The following is a 15,749-nucleotide window of genomic DNA, read 5'->3' on the forward strand; positions in this document are numbered from 1 at the left end:
ACTGCCATCGCGATTCCCTCAGACCGTCCACCTCAGAGAATCACAATCAGCGAATTACGCAACAGGCCCCTTGTGGGAGAAGGAAAGAGGTGTCGCTACAGCAGCCCCGCCTGCTCGGCCTCGCGGCGCAGATTCTGGCGTGGCCTTGGGCCGATCTGCTGGATGACCAGCCCGGCGGCCAGCGAGCCGAGATCACCGCACTGCTTCAGGCCGCGGCCTTGCGTGTAGCCGTAGAGGAAGCCGGCGGCGTAGAGGTCGCCGGCGCCTGTCGTGTCGACCAGCTCGCGAATCCCGGTCGCCTCGATGGTGACGGTCTCGTCGCGGCGCACGATGACCGAGCCCTTTTCCGAACGGGTGACAATGGCGATCTTGCAGTCCCTGCGGATCTGCGCCAGCGCCTCGTCGAAGGACGCGGTCTGGTAGAGCGACTTGATCTCGTGGCTGTTGGCAAAGACGATATCCACGGTGCCGGAGCGCATCAGGTCGAGGAATTCGTCGCGGTAACGGTCGACGCAGAACGAGTCCGACAATGTCATCGATACTTCGCGCCCGGCGGCATGGGCGAACTTCGCCGTCTGCCGGAACGCTTCCTTGGCGCGCGGCGGGTCCCACAGATAGCCCTCGAAATAGGTGACGGCGGCGCCCGACGCCTTGTCGGCCTCAACATCCTCCGGGCCGAGCTCGACGCAGGCGCCGAGATAGGTGTTCATCGAGCGCTCGCCGTCCGGCGTGACGAAGATCATCGAGCGCGCCGTCGGCGGTTCGCCATCGAGCGGTTTTGTGTCGAAGGCGACGCCCTGGGCATGCATGTCATGCGCGTAGATTTTGCCGAGCGCGTCGTTGGAGACCTTGCCGAAGAAAGCGGCGCGACCGCCGAAGGAGGCGACGCCCGCCGCCGTGTTGCCGGCGCTGCCGCCCGAGGCTTCAATGGCCGGGCCCATGCGGCTGTAGAGCAGTTCGGCGCGCCTCGTGTCGATCAAATTCATCGCGCCCTTGATGATGCCGTTGGTCTCCAGGAACGCCTCATCGCACTGGGCGATGATGTCGACGATGGCATTTCCGATACAAAGCACGTCATAGTCCGGCATCAATTCATGTCTCCGCCAAAAACCCACCGGCTTTCTGCCATGCCGGGCGCGGGCGGGTCTAGCGGTTTGATGCGGCTTTGCCTAGTCGACAATGCGGCGATCCGACGAATGTCAGCATAGCCACCATCGTTGGATGGCGGCCGAAGCATTTCTCGCGTGCCTGGCTTACAAGCATGGCTGAGATGAGCGATGCCCAGAGGTCCCCGCCGGCCATGTCTATGAAAACCGACACGAGGATCGAGCTGGTGCTGCTCGTCGTGTTGGCAGTGCTCTGGGGTGCATCCTACAGCTTCATCAAGATCGGCGTTGCGACGATCCCGCCGGTGACGCTGATCGCCGCGCGAACCCTGATCGCGGGTGGCATCCTGCTTGCCCTGATCCGCTGGCGCGGGCTGACCTTGCCGGGTGATGCCACAAGCTGGCGCCGGTTTGCATTCCAGGCATGCCTCAACAGCGTCGTGCCGTTCACGCTGATCGCTTGCTCGCTGGATGCCGGGCTGGCCACGATCCTGAATGCGACCTCGCCGATCTTTACCTTCTTGCTGACCGCCCTCATCACCCGCCACGAACCGTCGACCATGCGCAAGCTGTTTGGCGTCGCGGCGGGAATAGCCGGAATATGCCTCGTTGTCGGCGCCCCGGCGCTTGGCGGCCTCGGACAGCAATTGTTACCGCAACTTGCCGTGATCGCGGCGACGATCTGCTATGCCGGCGCGGCCGTTTTCGGCCGCGGCTTCAGGGGGCTCGACCCGATGGTGCCGGCCGCCGGTTCGATGCTCTGCGGCGCCGCGATGCTGATCCCCTTGAGCCTTGCGTTCGACAAGCAATGGACCTTGGCGCCGTCGACAGCTTCGATCCTTGCGCTGCTCGGGCTTTCGGTGTTTTCAACCGCGCTGGCCTTTTGCATCTATTTCCGTCTCCTCCACACGCTGGGCTCCGTCGGCACCACCTCGCAAGCCTATCTGCGGGTGCCGATCGGCGTTGCTATCGGAGCCGTGTTCCTTGGCGAAAGCCTTGGTCCGAGCGCGTGGTGGGGAATGGCCCTGGTCGTCGTCGGCGTGGCGGCGATGACCATTCCCCAGGCGAAGGTCGCGCGCTAGGGCGCTTGCAGCCTACGCTGTCTCCGCCTATTCGGAGATATCAGCCACGGGCATGTTTGACATGGAATTGGAAACGCCGTGATCCTCGACGCCGCCCGCGCCGCCTTGAGCCGGCTGTTCTCGCCCGAATTCCGTTCCGTGTTCGTGAAGACGCTGGGGCTGACCTTGCTGACGCTGGCGGCACTTTGGTTCGGGATCAAGGGCCTGTTCGACTGGCTGGCCTGGCCATGGATCGATGCATGGCTGCCCAGCCTGCCCTCCTGGGCCGGATGGCTGGGCGCCGTCGTCGCCGGCATCGGCCTTGCGCTGGGCTTGGCGCTGCTCATCGCGCCGGTGACGGCGATCATCGCTGGCCTGTTCCTCGACGACGTCGCCGAAGTCGTCGAGCGCACCGACTATCCCAACGATCCGCCCGGCCGCGCAGTGCCGGCGCTGCGCTCGCTGGTGCTGGCGATCAGGTTCTTCGGCGTCGTCATCCTCGGCAACATCGTCGCCCTGCTGCTTCTGCTGGTGCCAGGCATCAATATCGCCGCCTTCTTCGTCGTCAACGGTTATCTGCTCGGGCGCGAGTTCTTCGAGTTCGCCGCCATGCGTTTTCGCCCGGAGGCCGAGGCCAAGGCGCTGCGCAGGAAGCACGCGGTCACCGTGTTCCTGGCCGGGCTGGTTGTCGCCGCCTTCCTCGCCGTGCCGCTGCTCAACCTTCTGACGCCGCTGTTCGCCGCCGCCATGATGGTGCACCTGCACAAGGCGATCTCGGCGCGGGATGATGCTTAGCGCAGCAGAAAGCCGCGCCCCAGTTCGTCGTCGTCCTCGACAATGAATTCGGCCCGCCCTGAGTAGTAAGCGCGGCCGCCGACGCGGGCGATGATGGCGTCATGCGGCCCGGCTTTGGCCGTGCGTACGACCGCGCCGGAAAAGCGCGAGCCGGCGATGCTCTCGAACAGCCGTGTCCGGCCAATCTCGATCTGGCCCTTGGCGTGCATGGCCGCCAGCCGCGCGGTGACGCCCGAGCCGGTCGGCGAACGGTCGACCTCGGCTTCGGCGAAAACGCAGATGTTTTTGGTCGGCGTATCGGAGATCGCATCCTGTCCGTCGGTCAGGATGGTGCCGTAGAGAAAGGCGAGATCGGCATGGTCGGGATGCGACAGCGGCAATTCGGCCTTGAGCTTATTGGTCAGCGCCGTCGCTGCATCGACGAAATCGCGCACCCGGTTCCTGCCGAATTCCAGCCCGAACTGGCGGCAGTCGGCCAGCGCATAGAAGGCGCCGCCATAGGCGATGTCGAAGCCGACTGCGCCGTAGCCCGGCAGCTCGATCCGCTGGTCGCGGGCAAACAGAAACGCCGGCACGCTTTCGAATGACACCGCACCGGCCTTGCCATCCCTTACCTCGACCGCAGCCGAAATCAGCCCGCATGGCGCCTCGATATTGACCGTCGTCATCGGCTCGCGTGGCGCCACCAGCCGCTCGTCGACGGCATAGCGGCCGAGCGCGACGATGGCGTGGCCGCACATCGTCGAATAGCCTTCATTGTGCATGAACAGCACCGCGAGGTCGGCGCCCGGCAGGTCAGGCTCCACCAGCAGCGCGCCATACATGTCGTAATGGCCGCGCGGCTCGAACATCAGGATCTTTCTGAGATGATCGAGATGGTCGCGCACATAGGCACGCCTTTCGAGAATCGTGCCCTTGGGAATGTCGGGGTAGCCGCCGGTGACGATCCGCAGTGGCTCGCCGCCGGTGTGCATGTCGACGACGGTGAGCGTCATTCGCCGGGGCCTACCTAGGCTGAAGATTTGGCAAACAGCGCCTGCAGCTTGCCGAACGGCATGGCGGCGCGGGTGAAGCCGAACGTGCCGTCCTGCTGGATCTCGCGCGCCGCGGTCTCCAGCATGCCGAAGGCGAAATTGGTGAGCCATGGGCCGAGCGAGACGCGCTTTACCCCCGCCATGGCTAGGTCGGCGATGGTGAAGCCAGGCCTGGCCATGACGTTGACCGGCCTGGTCAGCGCCGAGCAGACGGTCCGCACCGTCTCGATGTCGCTCAGCCCTGGTGCATAGAGCACGTCGGCGCCGGCTTTCTCGAACGCCTGCAGCCGCTTGATCGTATCGTCGAGGTCGGGCTTGCCCCACAGGAAATTCTCGGCCCGCGCGGTGAAGACGAAATCGCGTTTCAGCGCCCGTGCCGCTTCCGCCGCCGCCGCGACGCGCTCGACCGCATGCGAAAAATCATAGATCGGCTTGTCGGGCTCGCCGGTATGGTCCTCGATCGAGCAGCCGGCGAGGCCAGCCGCCTCGGCGGCGAAGATCGTCTCGCCGGCACTTGTCGCGCTGTCGCCCTTGCCCTTTTCGAGATCCGCCGAAACCGGCAGCCCGGTCGCCGCCGACACTTCACGGCAATGGTGGATCATCGCCTCGAACGTCACCGCGCCATCGGGCAGGCCGCGCGAAAAGGCAAAACCGGCGCTGGTCGTCGCCAGCGCCTTGAAGCCGAACGAGGCCAAAAGCTTGGTCGTGCCGACGTCCCAGGAATTGGCCATGACGAAGATCGAGGCATGCAGGTCGCGAAAAATCTTGCCCTTATCCATGGATGCTCCCCTCCAGTGCAGAATGTGAGGCAAATTCTAGCCCGGCGGAACGCGCCGGGCAAACAAATGCGGTTGGCTCAGAAGCGTTTGGCGTTCTCTTCTGCCAATCGGTCCAGCGCGTCGGAATCCTTGACGTAGTGCGAAGCGTTTTTGTCCCAATGATAGGTGACGGAAATGTTGCGCGAAGACGCCGCTGGCGGATGCTGGCCGTCGCAGCTTTCTTCGCCCGGTACCGTCGCGTCGGTCACCGTAACCTTGATGGCTGCATAGGGCTGGCCGTCAGCAATCGCCTGGAACGCCGCATTCTGCGTCCTTCGGTTGGTGCAGAGGTTTTCGTCGAACGTATAGATCATGTCGATCAGCTCGAACCTGTCGCTGCGGACCATGATCAGCGGCGTGATCCCATAGCCCTGACTCGAATTGAAATGCGTGCTCATGCTGATGATGGCGTCGTCACCAGGCCCGATCGGCAGCTTGCCCGGATCGCGAAGATAGGTGATGCGGTCGACAGCGACATTGACCGCGTCGAGCAGGGCCGGCTTGCCGGTGATGTCGTAGAGTGCCAGCACCGCATAGCCCTCGGCACTGTCAGGCGAGTCGCCGAGGTCGAACAGCATGGTCAGCCGCTCCTTGCCGCCGGCCTTAATGCCGAGCACGCCGGCGTTGGAAAGACCCGACGTCGCCGGCGGCGAGCCGTCGTAGTCCGGACCAGCGATGTGGCGCATCTCGATCGGCATCGAACCCCGGAAAAAGCCGTCCTTGTCCGCGGCCAGATCGGGAATGACCATCCTGGCGAGATCGAGATAGGTGACATCGCCGTGGCCGGGGACGGCGCTGCCGAGCTCCGGGAAGCTGACGGCCTCCGCTCTGCCCGTCCAAAGACAAGGCAGCAGCAGGCAGGCAAAGATGAAACGAAGCAGGGAGAAGGTCATGCGCGCGCTCGTTATGTCGGGCGCGCGCAAGCTAGAGCATTTTGCGGCCAAGGGGAAACACTTGGCGTTGCCTCACTATGTTGGCTTGGCTTGGCTCGCCAGGGTCTGCTGGAAAACCGGCACCAGGTGATCCATGGCGGCTGCGAGCCACGCGCCGAGTTCGTCGGGCAGAGTGTCGTGGATCCAGACCAGGCGGCTCCGGCCCTCGCCCTCGGCAAAGACCTGCATGGAAGTGTTATCGTGGGTGACCTCGTCGCCGAGCCATCCCCACACGATCCGCCGGCTCTGCTCGTCGCGAGCGATGAGCCGCTCTCGCACAATCTTGCCGTCGGCGAACATAAGGGCCCGCACGTCGCCCTCCTCCACCCGGCAGTCGACGAAAACGCCTGGGGCTATCCGTTGGGCGCCGGCGAAGTCGCCGACCGTCGCCCATACGCTTTCCGGTGGAGCATCTACGATGATTTCCCTGACTATCGAAGCCATGTTCACTTTTCCTCCGCTGGTGGGTAGACCTGTCTGTCTACATGTGGATATATACAGACCTGTCTGCCATATAGTCAAGGCATGTCCGCAGCCCGAATCAACGATCGTCCAGAAAGTCTTGCGCGCCGTCGTATCCTCGATACGGCGACCGCGCTGTTTTCTCTGGAGGGGGTGCGCGCAGTCGGCATCGACCGCATCATCGCCGAGGCCGGCGTTGCCAAGGCGACGTTCTATCATCACTTCGCGGCCAAGGACGATCTCGTCCGCGCCTACATCGAGGAGCTCAGCAAGGGGGGACGGGCGGCGATCGCGAAGCTTGACCGGCGGCCGCCTCGCCAGATGATCCTTGCCATATTCGATCTCATCGCCGACGCGGCGGATCAGCCGGGCTACCGCGGCTGCCCCTTCCAGAACGCCGCTGCCGAATACCCCGATCCCAGCAGCCCGGTTCGCCAGGCGATCGATAAGCATCGTCACTGGAAGTGGGGCATCCTAAGGGATCTGCTGATCGCGGACGCAAATCGCGATCCGGACCGCACTGCGGACGCGCTAACGGTGGCGGCCGACGGCCTCCTTGTCGTCAGTCATCTCGACAGGCCGGCCAATCTGCGCAGTCTCATACGCGACACGGTCGACCGAGTACTTGGAGCGTCACGCCCGGTCTGAGATCGAGCGCGTACAGCCTGCGCAAAGGCGATTAGTGGATCGGCACCAGCCCGGCCAGTTCACGCATGTCGTCGAACAGGATGCCGCCGGCTTCGCTCAGTCCGTCGCGGTCGGAAAGCGGGTCGCCGTGATAGGAATAGACGCGCATGCCGGCGGCGATGCCGGCTGCCGTCCCGGCGACGCTGTCCTCGATGACGATGCAATCGGCGGGCGCGAAGCCCATCGTCGCTGCCGCATGCAGGAAGAGGTCGGGGAACGGCTTGCCACGCGAGACCATGGTCGAGCTGAACAGCGCATGCTCAAACAGCGGCAGCAGCCCGGTCTGACCGAGTGTGATGTGCATTTTCGATACCCGTGCCGACGAGGCGACGCAGGTGGCGATGCCGGCGGCGTGCACGGTTTCGATGAACTCGCGAACGTAGGGGATGGCCTCGACGCCATGCGCGAACAGGTCCGGCAGGCCGGCGTTCCAGCGCTCGACAAAATCGGCGCCGAGGCTGACGCCGGTCGCCTCGACTTCCTTCTGCACCGAGACCATGCTGCGGCCGGAGAAATTCTTGCGGCAATATTCGAAGCTGGCCGGAAAGCCTGCCGCGCTCAACCATTCGGCGAGGCGCCGGTTGGCCAGGTTCTCGGTGTCGACCAGAACCCCGTCGCAATCGAAGATGACGAGCTTGGGGATCTTCATTTCGCCGCGCTCATCAGGCCGTGCCGGTCGATCCGAAGCCACCGGAGCCGCGCGTTGTGCCGCCGGCCAATGTGCGCTCCTCGACGGTCGCCTGCGTCACCGGGGCGAAGACGATCTGGGCAATCCGCATGCCGCGCGTTACCGCGAAATCCTCGTCGCCGAGATTGATCAGCAGCACCTTGACCTCGCCGCGATAGTCGCTGTCGATGGTGCCGGGCGTGTTGAGGCAGGTGAGCCCGTGCTTGAAGGCGAGGCCCGAACGCGGCCGGACCTGGCCTTCGACGCCCTCGGGAATTTCCAGGACCAGGCCGGTCGGCACCAGCGCGCGCTTTCCCGGCAGGATCAAGAGCGGCCTGTCGTCCGGGACGGCGGCGCGCAGGTCCATGCCGGCGGCGCCCGAGCTCTCATAGGCGGGAAGCGGCAATCCCTCGCCATGCGGCAGCCTGACGAAGCCGACAGCAGGACCGATGACGGAGGTGGGATAAAGTGCTGCGCGCATAAGGCTGATCCTATCGTCGCGAACGCCGGTCCAGTCAACTCGGCGACAATGCTATCAACGGCTTTCTTTCAGCGCAGTTCCGCCTCAGCGCAGTTCCATCGGAACGATCGTGGTCTCCTTGATCTCTTCCATGACGAACGAGGCCGAAACGTCCGACAACGCCACCTTGGCGATCAACCGCTGATAGAGCCGGTCATAGGCTTTGACGTCGGCGACACGGGCGCGCAAGACATAGTCGAGATCGCCGGACATGCGGTAGGCGCCGGTGATCTCGGCAAAGCCGGTCACCGCCGCCCGGAATTTTTGCAGCCAGTCGGGATCGTGATTCGAGGTGCGGATCAGGATGAACACGGAAAGGCCGAGCCCGAGCTTGTCGGCGTCGACCAGCGCCACGCGGCCGGTGATGACGCCGTCTTCCTCCAGCCGCTTGACCCGGCGCCAGCAGGCATTGCGCGACAGCGATATTCTTGCCGAGAGCTGGTCGACGGACAGCGTGCCGTCGCGCTGCAGCTCGGCCAGCAATCTCCGGTCTATTTCGCCGATTTCCGGCGTCATGTGGGATGTTTGTCCCAAAATTCAGCCTTTCACAAGGACAATTTGGGACCGATGAACCGAACACCCATGCCAGGATATTCATCGTCGGCTCTTCATGCTGGCAGGAGGGACCGACATGACCGCACGGCTCGCAAGACTTTTCACCTCTCACCCGGCTGCGGTCGGCGAGAGTTATTTCGGCCATATGGCTTTCGCCGCATGGTTCTCGTCGCGATTGTTCATGGCGGCTTTTGCCGCGCTCATTCATGCTTTCTTGCCGTTTCTGTTCGAGACCACGGCAAGCGGCATCATCCGTGAGCTCTACGAGCGGACGCATAACAGGGGACGTTAGGCGCTATGTGCCGGTGGGCCGCCTATCTCGGCGAAGCCGTCTTTCTCGAAGACATCGTCACGGCGCCCTGCCACTCGCTGATCGCCCAGAGCCACTGCGCCCAGGAAGCCAAATCGCCGACCAATGGCGATGGTTTTGGCTTGGCCTGGTATGGCGACCGACCGGAGCCCGGCCTCTATCGCGACATCCTGCCGGCCTGGTCGGACCCCAATCTGAAAAGCCTGTGCCGGCAGATCAAGTCAGGCCTGTTCCTCGCCCATATCCGGGCTTCGACCGGTGGCGCCACCAGCCGCATGAACTGTCATCCGTTCATTTCGGGCCGCTGGTCGTTCATGCACAATGGCCAGATCGGCGGCTTCGAAAAGATCCGTCGCGCGCTGGAGAATTCGCTCTCCGACGCCGCCTTCGACCAGCGTGAGGGCGCCACGGATTCGGAACTGTTCTTTCTGATGATGACCGAAGAGGACCTGGCAGGTGATCCGCAGGGCGCCGTATCGCGCGCCACCAGCCGCGTCATCGACGCCTCGCGCCGCGGCGGCTTCGAGCCGGCGCTGAAATTGACGGCGGCTTTTTCCGACGGACAATCGCTTTACGCGGTGCGCTATACGAGCGACGGCCACGCGCCGACGCTCTACACGTCCGCCTTCCGCAATGGCGGAGGCCGTTGCGTCGTGTCGGAACCCTTCGACCGCGACGGCAGCGACTGGCAGGCGATTCCGCCCTCGAGCTTCGTCACCATCGGCAGAGACGGCATGAGCATTCGTCCGTTTGTGCCCGCCGCGGCAAAGCTGGCGCTGGCCGTGTAGATTCCTCGTACGCGTCGCAGGACAGCGCCGATTGCAGCAGGCAGCACAATTCCGATCAAGCACCGCCTGTCCTCGAATGCTGAACTCGGCTTGAAGACGCGCCGTTGCCCGCCATTTGGTGAGGCTGGCGCCGCTGGCAAGCCGGAGTATTGGTCATGGACCTCGCCTTTTCCTCCGCCACAGAATTGCTTGCCGCCATTCGTGACCGCAAGATTTCCGCTGTGGAAGCGCTGGACGCGCATCTGGCGCAGATCGACAGGCACAATGAGGCGGTCAACGCCGTCGTAACCCTCGATCGGGAAGGTGCGCGGCAGCGCGCCGGCAAGGCCGACGAAGCGCAGGCGCGCGGCGAAGCCCTTGGGCCGCTGCACGGCGTGCCGTTCACACTGAAGGACACGCACGAAACCGCGGGCATGAGAACCACTGTCGGCTTCCCGGCCTTCGCCGACTATGCCGCGAGGGCAGACAGTCCAGTCGTTGCACGGCTGAAGGCGGCAGGCGGCATATTGGTGGGCAAGACGAACGTGGCGACAATGCTTAGTGACTGGCAGTCGAGCAATCCGCTGTTCGGCCGTACCGGCAATCCTTGGGACCTCCAGCGCACCGCCGGCGGCTCCAGTGGCGGTGCGGCGGCGGCGCTCAGCGCTGGAATGACGCCGTTCGAGGTCGGCACCGACATGCAGGATTCGATCCGGCTGCCCGCTGCCTTTTGCGGCGTCTACGGCCTCAAGCCGACCGAGCACCGCGTCTCGCTCGCCGGCGCCTTCCCCGATCCAGGCGGCGCGCCGCGCAGCGTCCGGCGGATCTCCTGCCTCGGACCGATGGCGCGCAGCGTCGAAGACCTGGTACTGATCTACCGCCTCATTGCCGGGCCGGATGGAAGCGACACCGACCTTGCGCCGGTACCGGTCGAAAGCATGCCGGAGTTGGATCTCAGGAATTTGCGCATCGCCATCGCGCCGTCCTTTCCGGGCTTTCCGGTGGCCGGCGAGATCAGCGCGGTGGTCGAAAGTCTGGCAAAAGAGCTTCAGGCCGCGGGCGCCATCGTCGAGGAAGCCAAATTGCCGGAGCTCGACCTGCACGACGACCTGGAGCAGGGCGGCGTCCTGATCGGCATGATGCTGGAGGCGGCGCAGCCCGAACCACCGGAGAAGCCGACGCCGGTCTCGCGCTGGTTCGAGGCGCTCGCCCGCCGCGACCGCTCCATCCTGGCGTGGGATCGGTTCTTCGACGGTTGCGACGCCTTGCTGTGCCCGGTCGCAATGGTCACCGCCTTCCCGCATTGCGAGCCGGGAACGCCGATCGAGGTCGACGATAGCGAGCAAAGCTACTGGATGCTGCCGGCCTATGGCGCGGTGTTCAACTACAGCGGCCATCCCGCACTGTCGCTGCCCCGCGGACAGGACAGCAATGGCCTGCCCATCGGACTACAGCTTGTTGGCAAACGCTGGTCGGAGTCGCGCCTGCTCGGGATCGCCAGGGCAATCGAGCCGCTGGCCGGCGGCTTTCGCCGCCCGCCCGGTTATTGAGTAAACCGCGCCAGCCCGTAGGGATCAAGCAGCGGATCGCGATCGCCGTCGAGGATCTCGCGGGCGGCGAACAGGCCGACGGCCGGTGCCAGCGTGATGCCGGAATGCATGACGGCGACGTAGACGCCGCCCCCGCCTTCGGCGCGGCCGATGATCGGAAAGCCGTCGACCGGCGTCGGCCGGTAGCCAATGGTGTGGAAATCGAGTTCCAGCCCATCTGCGCCGCGCAGCATGGCCTTCATCGCCGCAAACAGGTCGCGGGCGGTCGCCGCGGCATCCATGCCGGGATCGGCGCCGCCGAAATCCGAGCCGGCGATGATGCGGCCTTCCGCGGTCTGGCGCATATGCAGTCGGTCGCCGATCACCAGGCCGTTGAGCAGCTTTTGGTAGGGGCGCGAATGCACGATCAGGCCGGGCGGTGTCCCGATCGGCAGTTCTATCCCGGCTGTTGCCGCTAGTGCCGGAGAGCCGGCTCCGGCCGCGATCACCACCTCGTCGGCAACAATCCGCCCGGCGGATGTGTCGACACCGGAGACCTGGCCGTTGGCCCGCACAAGCGCGGTCGCGGTAACTCCTGTCAGCAGCCGCGCGCCGCGCCGTTCGGCGTCGGCCAGCAGTGCTTGCGTGGCGGCGACCGGCTCGGCGACACCTTCCTCGGCGACATAAAGGGCGAAATCGGGAAGTTCGGTCAGATTGGGCTCGATGCGCGCAGCTCCGGCACGGTCGATACGCTCGATGCCGTAGCCCCAGGCGGAGTGCTCGGCCGCATAGGCCTCAAGTTCGGGACGTGGCAGGTCCCAGCACAGGCCGCCGCACCATTGCAACGGGATGCCGGGCACCTCGTTCGCCAGTCGCGTCCATTCGGCCATCGACCGAATGCGCAGCCGGAAATAGGGCGCCGGATTGCCCCAGCTGGCATTGATCCAGGCAAAGGAATTCGGCGTCGCGACGCCGCCGGCGCCGCTGCCGGCAATGACCGTCACCTTTGCTCCGGCCTTGGTCAGGTGCCAAGCGATGGAGGCGCCGATGATGCTGGCGCCGATGACAATCACTTCTTCCGCCTCTGTCATGCTTCACTCCTCGTTCCAACGCCACCACCGCGATGCCATTCCCCGTGGGTTCTGCCAAGAGCGCGCGGTATCAAATATGCTTCTTGACTTTAATACGTACGTACGTATTGTATCGATATGGCCAGACATTCACTTCGCGAAAAACTTCTCGACGCCGGTTTCAAAACCATCTGGAATTCCGGCTATTCGTCCGCCGGCGTACGCGACATCGTCGCCGCAGCCGATGCCCGCCCGGGGTCCTTCACCAATCATTTTGCCTCCAAGGAGGCGTTCACCGGCGAGGTGCTGGACCGCTATTTCGCCTATGTGAGCGGCTTGGTGGAGCAGGCCCTCGGCCGGGACGGCACGCCCCCGGTCGGGCGCTTGCGCCGCTATCTCGAAATCATCACGTCGAAGCTGGAGGCGCATGATTGGGCACGGGGCTGCATGATTGGCAATCTCAGCCTCGAGACGGCGGCTCACAGTGAGGCGCTGAGGCTGCAACTCGTCGCCATTTTCGAACGCTGGCGTAAGCCCTTTGCCGAATGCATCGCCGAAGGCCAGGCGGCCGGCGATATCACCGACGCGTTCGATGCCGAGGATCTCGCCGATTTCCTTTTGAGTTCCTGGCAAGGCGCGATGCTGCGCATGAAGGTGGAGCGCAGTCCCGAACCGCTCGAGCGTTTCAAGAATATCGTCTTCAAAACAGTCTTCGCAAAAGGGAGCTGATCCGATGAACCCGAAACTTGAAAAGCTGGAAGCCCGCCCAATGGTGCCGCGCTCGCAAGTCGCGGTACTCGATTCAACCATGTCCTATGTGGAGGCAGGCACTGCCGGTCCGACGGTGCTCTTCCTGCACGGCAACCCGACGTCGTCCTACATCTGGCGAGACATCATCCCGCATGTGGCGTCGTTCGGCCGCTGCATAGCGCCCGACCTGATCGGCTATGGCCAGTCCGGCAAGCCGGACATCGACTATCGCTTCTTCGACCAGGTCCGTTATCTCGATGCTTTCATCGACACGCTTGGCGTCGCCGATATGGTGGTCGTCGCGCAGGACTGGGGCACCGCACTCGCCTTCCATCTCGCGGCCCGGCGGCCGCAGCGGATCCTCGGCCTCGCCTTCATGGAATTCATCCGCCCCTTCGAGAGCTGGGACGATTTTCACCAGCGTCCGCAAGCGCGCGAACTGTTCAAGGCAATGCGCACGCCTGGCGTCGGTGAGAAGCTTGTCTTGGAAGACAACGTCTTCGTCGAAAAGGTGCTGCCGGCTGCTGTGCTGCGCACGATGAACGGTGAAGAAATGGCCGCCTACCGGGCGCCGTTCCCGACACCGCAATCGCGCAAGCCGGTCCTGCGGCTGCCGCGCGACCTGCCGATCGAAGGCCAGCCTGCCGATGTCGCCGCCATCAGTGAGCACGACCATTGGGCGCTCCGGGCTTCCTCCTACCCGAAGCTGCTTTTCTCAGGCGATCCCGGCGCCCTCGTCTCGCCGCAGGCGGCCCGGGAATTCGCGGCTGGGCTGAAGAATTGCCGCCTGATCGATCTCGGACCCGGCGCGCATTATCTGCAGGAGGACCATGCCGACAAGATCGGCACCGCAATTGCCGAGTGGATTCCCGAGATAGCCACTGAGAGCCGTGCGACCGAACCGGCCTGACGCCGGAGCATGGCCACTGCCGCCGGAGAGGTCGACAGCTCTGCACTCCGCTGCTAGAAGCCCGGCCTCACACGGAAATCCTGAAAAATGTCCGAAATGATTACAGAAGCGGTATCGCGCCGCCGCACTTTCGCGATCATTGCCCACCCCGACGCCGGCAAGACCACGCTCACCGAAAAGCTGCTTTTGTTCGGCGGCGCCATCCAGCTTGCCGGCGAGGTCAAGGCCAAGAAGGACCGCATCCAGACCCGGTCGGACTGGATGAAGATTGAACGCGAGCGCGGCATTTCGGTGGTGACGTCGGTGATGACCTTCGAATATGAGGACACCGTCTTCAACCTGCTCGACACGCCCGGCCACGAGGATTTCGCCGACGACACCTATCGCACGCTGTCGGCGGTCGACAGCGCGGTGATGGTCATCGACGCCGCCAAGGGCATCGAGCCGCGCACGCTGAAACTGTTCGAGGTCTGTCGGCTGCGCGACATCCCGATCATCACCTTCGTCAACAAGATGGACCGCGAAAGCCGCGACCCGTTCGATATCCTCGACGAGATCGAGCAGAAGTTGGCGCTGGACACAGCACCGATCACCTGGCCGATCGGCCGCGGCAAGACCTTTTCCGGCACCTACCATCTGGCGCTGAACGCGGTGCGCAAGGGCGACGCCGAAAAGGAGCGCACGCCGGTCCACGGCCCCGATTCCAACCGCGTTGCCGGCCTGCTGCCGGAGAACGAGCGAGAGGCTTTCATCGAAGAGCTGGAGCTGGCGCGCGAAGCCTGCCGCCCGCTCGACCTCGATGCCTTCCGCGAGGGCCATCTGACGCCGGTCTATTTCGGCTCGGCGCTGCGCAATTACGGCGTGCGCGATCTGATCGAGGCGCTCGGCGCCTATGGGCCGCCGCCGCGTGCGCAGGAGGCCGACAGCCGCAAGGTCGAGGCGACCGAGGACAAGATGACGTCCTTCGTCTTCAAGATCCAGGCCAATATGGACCCCAACCACCGCGACCGCATCGCCTTCGTCCGGGTCTGCTCCGGCAAGCTCGAGCGCGGCATGAAGGCCAAGCTGGTGCGCACGGGAAAGCCGATGAGCCTGTCGGCACCGCAATTCTTCTTCGCCCGCACCCGCGTCACCGCCGACGAGGCGTTCGCCGGCGATGTGGTCGGCATCCCCAATCACGGCACGCTGCGCATCGGCGACACGCTGACCGAGGGCGAGGAGATCCTGTTTCGCGGCGTGCCGAATTTCGCGCCTGAGATCCTGCGCCGCGTTCGCCTCGGCGACGCTATGAAAGCCAAGAAACTCAAGGAGGCGCTGCATCAGATGGCCGAGGAAGGCGTCGTGCAATTGTTCTCGCCGGAGGACGGCTCGCCGGCCATCGTCGGTGTCGTCGGCGCCCTGCAGCTCGACGTGCTAAAGGAGCGGCTGAACTTCGAATACACGCTGCCGGTCGATTTCGAGATGTCGCGCTTTTCCGTCTGCCGCTGGATATCGGCCGACGACAGGGCCGAACTCCAGCGCTTCATCGAGGCGCATCGCGGCGACATTGCCCGCGATCTCGATAACGATCCGGTGTTCCTCGCCCAGCACGCCTTCTCGCTCAACTACGAAGCCGAACGCTGGAAGGCGATCCGCTTCGCGGCGGTGAAGGATTACCAGGTCCGCGACAGAGCGGCGTGATGCGGCGCTTTCCTTCTCCCCTTGCGGGCCTGTTGCGTAATTCGCTGATTGTGATTCTCTGAGGTGGACGGTCTGAGGGAATCGCGATGGCAGTGA

At 64.4% G+C, this 15,749-nt stretch carries 18 protein-coding genes; 9 read left to right on the top strand and 9 right to left on the bottom strand.

From position 1 onward, the window contains the following. Positions 1-95: 95 nt before the first annotated feature. Positions 96-1,088 (bottom strand): adenosine kinase, encoded by a 993-nt coding sequence (locus NKG95_RS33380; RefSeq protein ID WP_352817081.1) that lies wholly within the window; start codon positions 1,086-1,088, stop codon positions 96-98. A 218-nt stretch (positions 1,089-1,306) separates the two neighbouring features. On the opposite strand from NKG95_RS33380, the gene NKG95_RS33385 reads away from it, so the two are divergent. Then, complete coding sequence (locus NKG95_RS33385; RefSeq protein WP_502914018.1) at positions 1,307-2,188, top strand: EamA family transporter; 882 nt, start codon at positions 1,307-1,309, stop codon at positions 2,186-2,188. 78 nt (positions 2,189-2,266) lie between these two features. Then, the gene (locus tag NKG95_RS33390; protein ID WP_352484924.1) at positions 2,267-2,962 is read left to right on the top strand and encodes a sulfate transporter family protein; all 696 of its coding nucleotides are present in this window, start codon (positions 2,267-2,269) and stop codon (positions 2,960-2,962) included. On the opposite strand, the gene NKG95_RS33395 is transcribed toward NKG95_RS33390, so the two are convergent. The 4 genes from NKG95_RS33395 to NKG95_RS33410 form a co-directional block, all read right to left on the bottom strand. Further along, complete coding sequence (locus NKG95_RS33395; protein WP_352484926.1) at positions 2,959-3,957, bottom strand: proline racemase family protein; 999 nt, start codon at positions 3,955-3,957, stop codon at positions 2,959-2,961. The genes NKG95_RS33390 and NKG95_RS33395 overlap by 4 nt on opposite strands. 14 nt (positions 3,958-3,971) lie before the next feature. Beyond that, positions 3,972-4,775 carry an isocitrate lyase/PEP mutase family protein gene (locus NKG95_RS33400; protein WP_352484928.1) on the bottom strand — a complete coding sequence of 268 codons (804 nt, stop codon included), beginning with the start codon at positions 4,773-4,775 and terminating at the stop codon, positions 3,972-3,974. Positions 4,776-4,852: 77 nt separating this feature from the next. Continuing rightward, positions 4,853-5,707 (bottom strand): hypothetical protein, encoded by an 855-nt coding sequence (locus NKG95_RS33405; protein WP_353043781.1) that lies wholly within the window; start codon positions 5,705-5,707, stop codon positions 4,853-4,855. 75 nt (positions 5,708-5,782) lie between these two features. Further along, positions 5,783-6,190 carry an SRPBCC family protein gene (locus NKG95_RS33410; RefSeq protein ID WP_353043782.1) on the bottom strand — a complete coding sequence of 136 codons (408 nt, stop codon included), beginning with the start codon at positions 6,188-6,190 and terminating at the stop codon, positions 5,783-5,785. An 81-nt stretch (positions 6,191-6,271) separates the two neighbouring features. Between NKG95_RS33410 and NKG95_RS33415 the strand changes: the two genes are divergently transcribed. Continuing rightward, positions 6,272-6,856, top strand: coding sequence for a TetR/AcrR family transcriptional regulator (locus NKG95_RS33415; RefSeq protein WP_353020295.1), 585 nt, complete (start codon positions 6,272-6,274; stop codon positions 6,854-6,856). A 31-nt stretch (positions 6,857-6,887) separates the two neighbouring features. On the opposite strand, the gene NKG95_RS33420 is transcribed toward NKG95_RS33415, so the two are convergent. The 3 genes from NKG95_RS33420 to NKG95_RS33430 all read right to left on the bottom strand — a co-directional run bounded on the left by NKG95_RS33420 (position 6,888) and on the right by NKG95_RS33430 (position 8,598). After that, positions 6,888-7,544, bottom strand: a complete 657-nt coding sequence (locus NKG95_RS33420) for an HAD family hydrolase (RefSeq protein ID WP_352484934.1) — start codon at positions 7,542-7,544, stop codon at positions 6,888-6,890. A 13-nt stretch (positions 7,545-7,557) separates the two neighbouring features. Beyond that, positions 7,558-8,043: a dUTP diphosphatase gene (gene dut / locus NKG95_RS33425; RefSeq protein ID WP_023717930.1), complete on the bottom strand. Its 486-nt coding sequence runs from the start codon at positions 8,041-8,043 to the stop codon at positions 7,558-7,560. A gap of 84 nt (positions 8,044-8,127) precedes the next feature. Next, positions 8,128-8,598 carry an Lrp/AsnC family transcriptional regulator gene (locus tag NKG95_RS33430; RefSeq protein ID WP_353043783.1) on the bottom strand — a complete coding sequence of 157 codons (471 nt, stop codon included), beginning with the start codon at positions 8,596-8,598 and terminating at the stop codon, positions 8,128-8,130. Positions 8,599-8,713: 115 nt separating this feature from the next. Here NKG95_RS33430 and NKG95_RS33435 point away from each other — a divergent pair, with 115 nt between their 5' ends. The 3 genes from NKG95_RS33435 (at position 8,714) to NKG95_RS33445 (ending at position 11,264) form a co-directional block, all read left to right on the top strand. Beyond that, complete coding sequence (locus tag NKG95_RS33435) at positions 8,714-8,929, top strand: DUF6356 family protein (protein ID WP_023717932.1); 216 nt, start codon at positions 8,714-8,716, stop codon at positions 8,927-8,929. Positions 8,930-8,934: 5 nt separating this feature from the next. After that, positions 8,935-9,735 (top strand): class II glutamine amidotransferase, encoded by an 801-nt coding sequence (locus tag NKG95_RS33440; protein WP_352484936.1) that lies wholly within the window; start codon positions 8,935-8,937, stop codon positions 9,733-9,735. A gap of 155 nt (positions 9,736-9,890) precedes the next feature. Further along, complete coding sequence (locus NKG95_RS33445) at positions 9,891-11,264, top strand: amidase (RefSeq protein ID WP_353043784.1); 1,374 nt, start codon at positions 9,891-9,893, stop codon at positions 11,262-11,264. On the opposite strand, the gene NKG95_RS33450 is transcribed toward NKG95_RS33445, so the two are convergent. Beyond that, positions 11,258-12,334, bottom strand: coding sequence for an NAD(P)/FAD-dependent oxidoreductase (locus NKG95_RS33450; RefSeq protein ID WP_353043785.1), 1,077 nt, complete (start codon positions 12,332-12,334; stop codon positions 11,258-11,260). The genes NKG95_RS33445 and NKG95_RS33450 overlap by 7 nt on opposite strands. 117 nt (positions 12,335-12,451) lie before the next feature. Here NKG95_RS33450 and NKG95_RS33455 point away from each other — a divergent pair, with 117 nt between their 5' ends. From NKG95_RS33455 to NKG95_RS33465, 3 genes are all read left to right on the top strand, one after another. Next, on the top strand, positions 12,452-13,042 hold the full coding sequence (locus NKG95_RS33455; protein ID WP_353043786.1) for a TetR/AcrR family transcriptional regulator: 591 nt from the start codon (positions 12,452-12,454) through the stop codon (positions 13,040-13,042). Positions 13,043-13,046: 4 nt separating this feature from the next. Further along, complete coding sequence (locus NKG95_RS33460) at positions 13,047-13,973, top strand: haloalkane dehalogenase (RefSeq protein ID WP_353043787.1); 927 nt, start codon at positions 13,047-13,049, stop codon at positions 13,971-13,973. An 87-nt stretch (positions 13,974-14,060) separates the two neighbouring features. Beyond that, complete coding sequence (locus NKG95_RS33465) at positions 14,061-15,653, top strand: peptide chain release factor 3 (protein WP_352484942.1); 1,593 nt, start codon at positions 14,061-14,063, stop codon at positions 15,651-15,653. Positions 15,654-15,749 lie beyond the last annotated feature (96 nt).

It is taken from the genome of Mesorhizobium sp. M1423, assembly GCF_040317575.1.
GTDB lineage: Bacteria > Pseudomonadota > Alphaproteobacteria > Rhizobiales > Rhizobiaceae > Mesorhizobium.

What these genes read in the sequence shown, in the direction of transcription:
- NKG95_RS33410 (WP_353043782.1), bottom strand. Translation starts at nt 6,190, where the DNA reads ATGGCTTCGATAGTCAGGGAAATCATCGTAGATGCTCCACCGGAAAGC.
- NKG95_RS33465 (WP_352484942.1), top strand. Translation starts at nt 14,061, where the DNA reads ATGTCCGAAATGATTACAGAAGCGGTATCGCGCCGCCGCACTTTCGCG.
- NKG95_RS33440 (WP_352484936.1), top strand. Translation starts at nt 8,935, where the DNA reads ATGTGCCGGTGGGCCGCCTATCTCGGCGAAGCCGTCTTTCTCGAAGAC.
- NKG95_RS33430 (WP_353043783.1), bottom strand. Translation starts at nt 8,598, where the DNA reads ATGACGCCGGAAATCGGCGAAATAGACCGGAGATTGCTGGCCGAGCTG.
- NKG95_RS33415 (WP_353020295.1), top strand. Translation starts at nt 6,272, where the DNA reads ATGTCCGCAGCCCGAATCAACGATCGTCCAGAAAGTCTTGCGCGCCGT.
- NKG95_RS33435 (WP_023717932.1), top strand. Translation starts at nt 8,714, where the DNA reads ATGACCGCACGGCTCGCAAGACTTTTCACCTCTCACCCGGCTGCGGTC.
- NKG95_RS33420 (WP_352484934.1), bottom strand. Translation starts at nt 7,544, where the DNA reads ATGAAGATCCCCAAGCTCGTCATCTTCGATTGCGACGGGGTTCTGGTC.
- NKG95_RS33380 (WP_352817081.1), bottom strand. Translation starts at nt 1,088, where the DNA reads ATGCCGGACTATGACGTGCTTTGTATCGGAAATGCCATCGTCGACATC.
- NKG95_RS33455 (WP_353043786.1), top strand. Translation starts at nt 12,452, where the DNA reads ATGGCCAGACATTCACTTCGCGAAAAACTTCTCGACGCCGGTTTCAAA.
- NKG95_RS33445 (WP_353043784.1), top strand. Translation starts at nt 9,891, where the DNA reads ATGGACCTCGCCTTTTCCTCCGCCACAGAATTGCTTGCCGCCATTCGT.
- NKG95_RS33385 (WP_502914018.1), top strand. Translation starts at nt 1,307, where the DNA reads ATGAAAACCGACACGAGGATCGAGCTGGTGCTGCTCGTCGTGTTGGCA.
- NKG95_RS33395 (WP_352484926.1), bottom strand. Translation starts at nt 3,957, where the DNA reads ATGACGCTCACCGTCGTCGACATGCACACCGGCGGCGAGCCACTGCGG.
- NKG95_RS33450 (WP_353043785.1), bottom strand. Translation starts at nt 12,334, where the DNA reads ATGACAGAGGCGGAAGAAGTGATTGTCATCGGCGCCAGCATCATCGGC.
- NKG95_RS33460 (WP_353043787.1), top strand. Translation starts at nt 13,047, where the DNA reads ATGAACCCGAAACTTGAAAAGCTGGAAGCCCGCCCAATGGTGCCGCGC.
- NKG95_RS33400 (WP_352484928.1), bottom strand. Translation starts at nt 4,775, where the DNA reads ATGGATAAGGGCAAGATTTTTCGCGACCTGCATGCCTCGATCTTCGTC.
- dut (WP_023717930.1), bottom strand. Translation starts at nt 8,043, where the DNA reads ATGCGCGCAGCACTTTATCCCACCTCCGTCATCGGTCCTGCTGTCGGC.
- NKG95_RS33405 (WP_353043781.1), bottom strand. Translation starts at nt 5,707, where the DNA reads ATGACCTTCTCCCTGCTTCGTTTCATCTTTGCCTGCCTGCTGCTGCCT.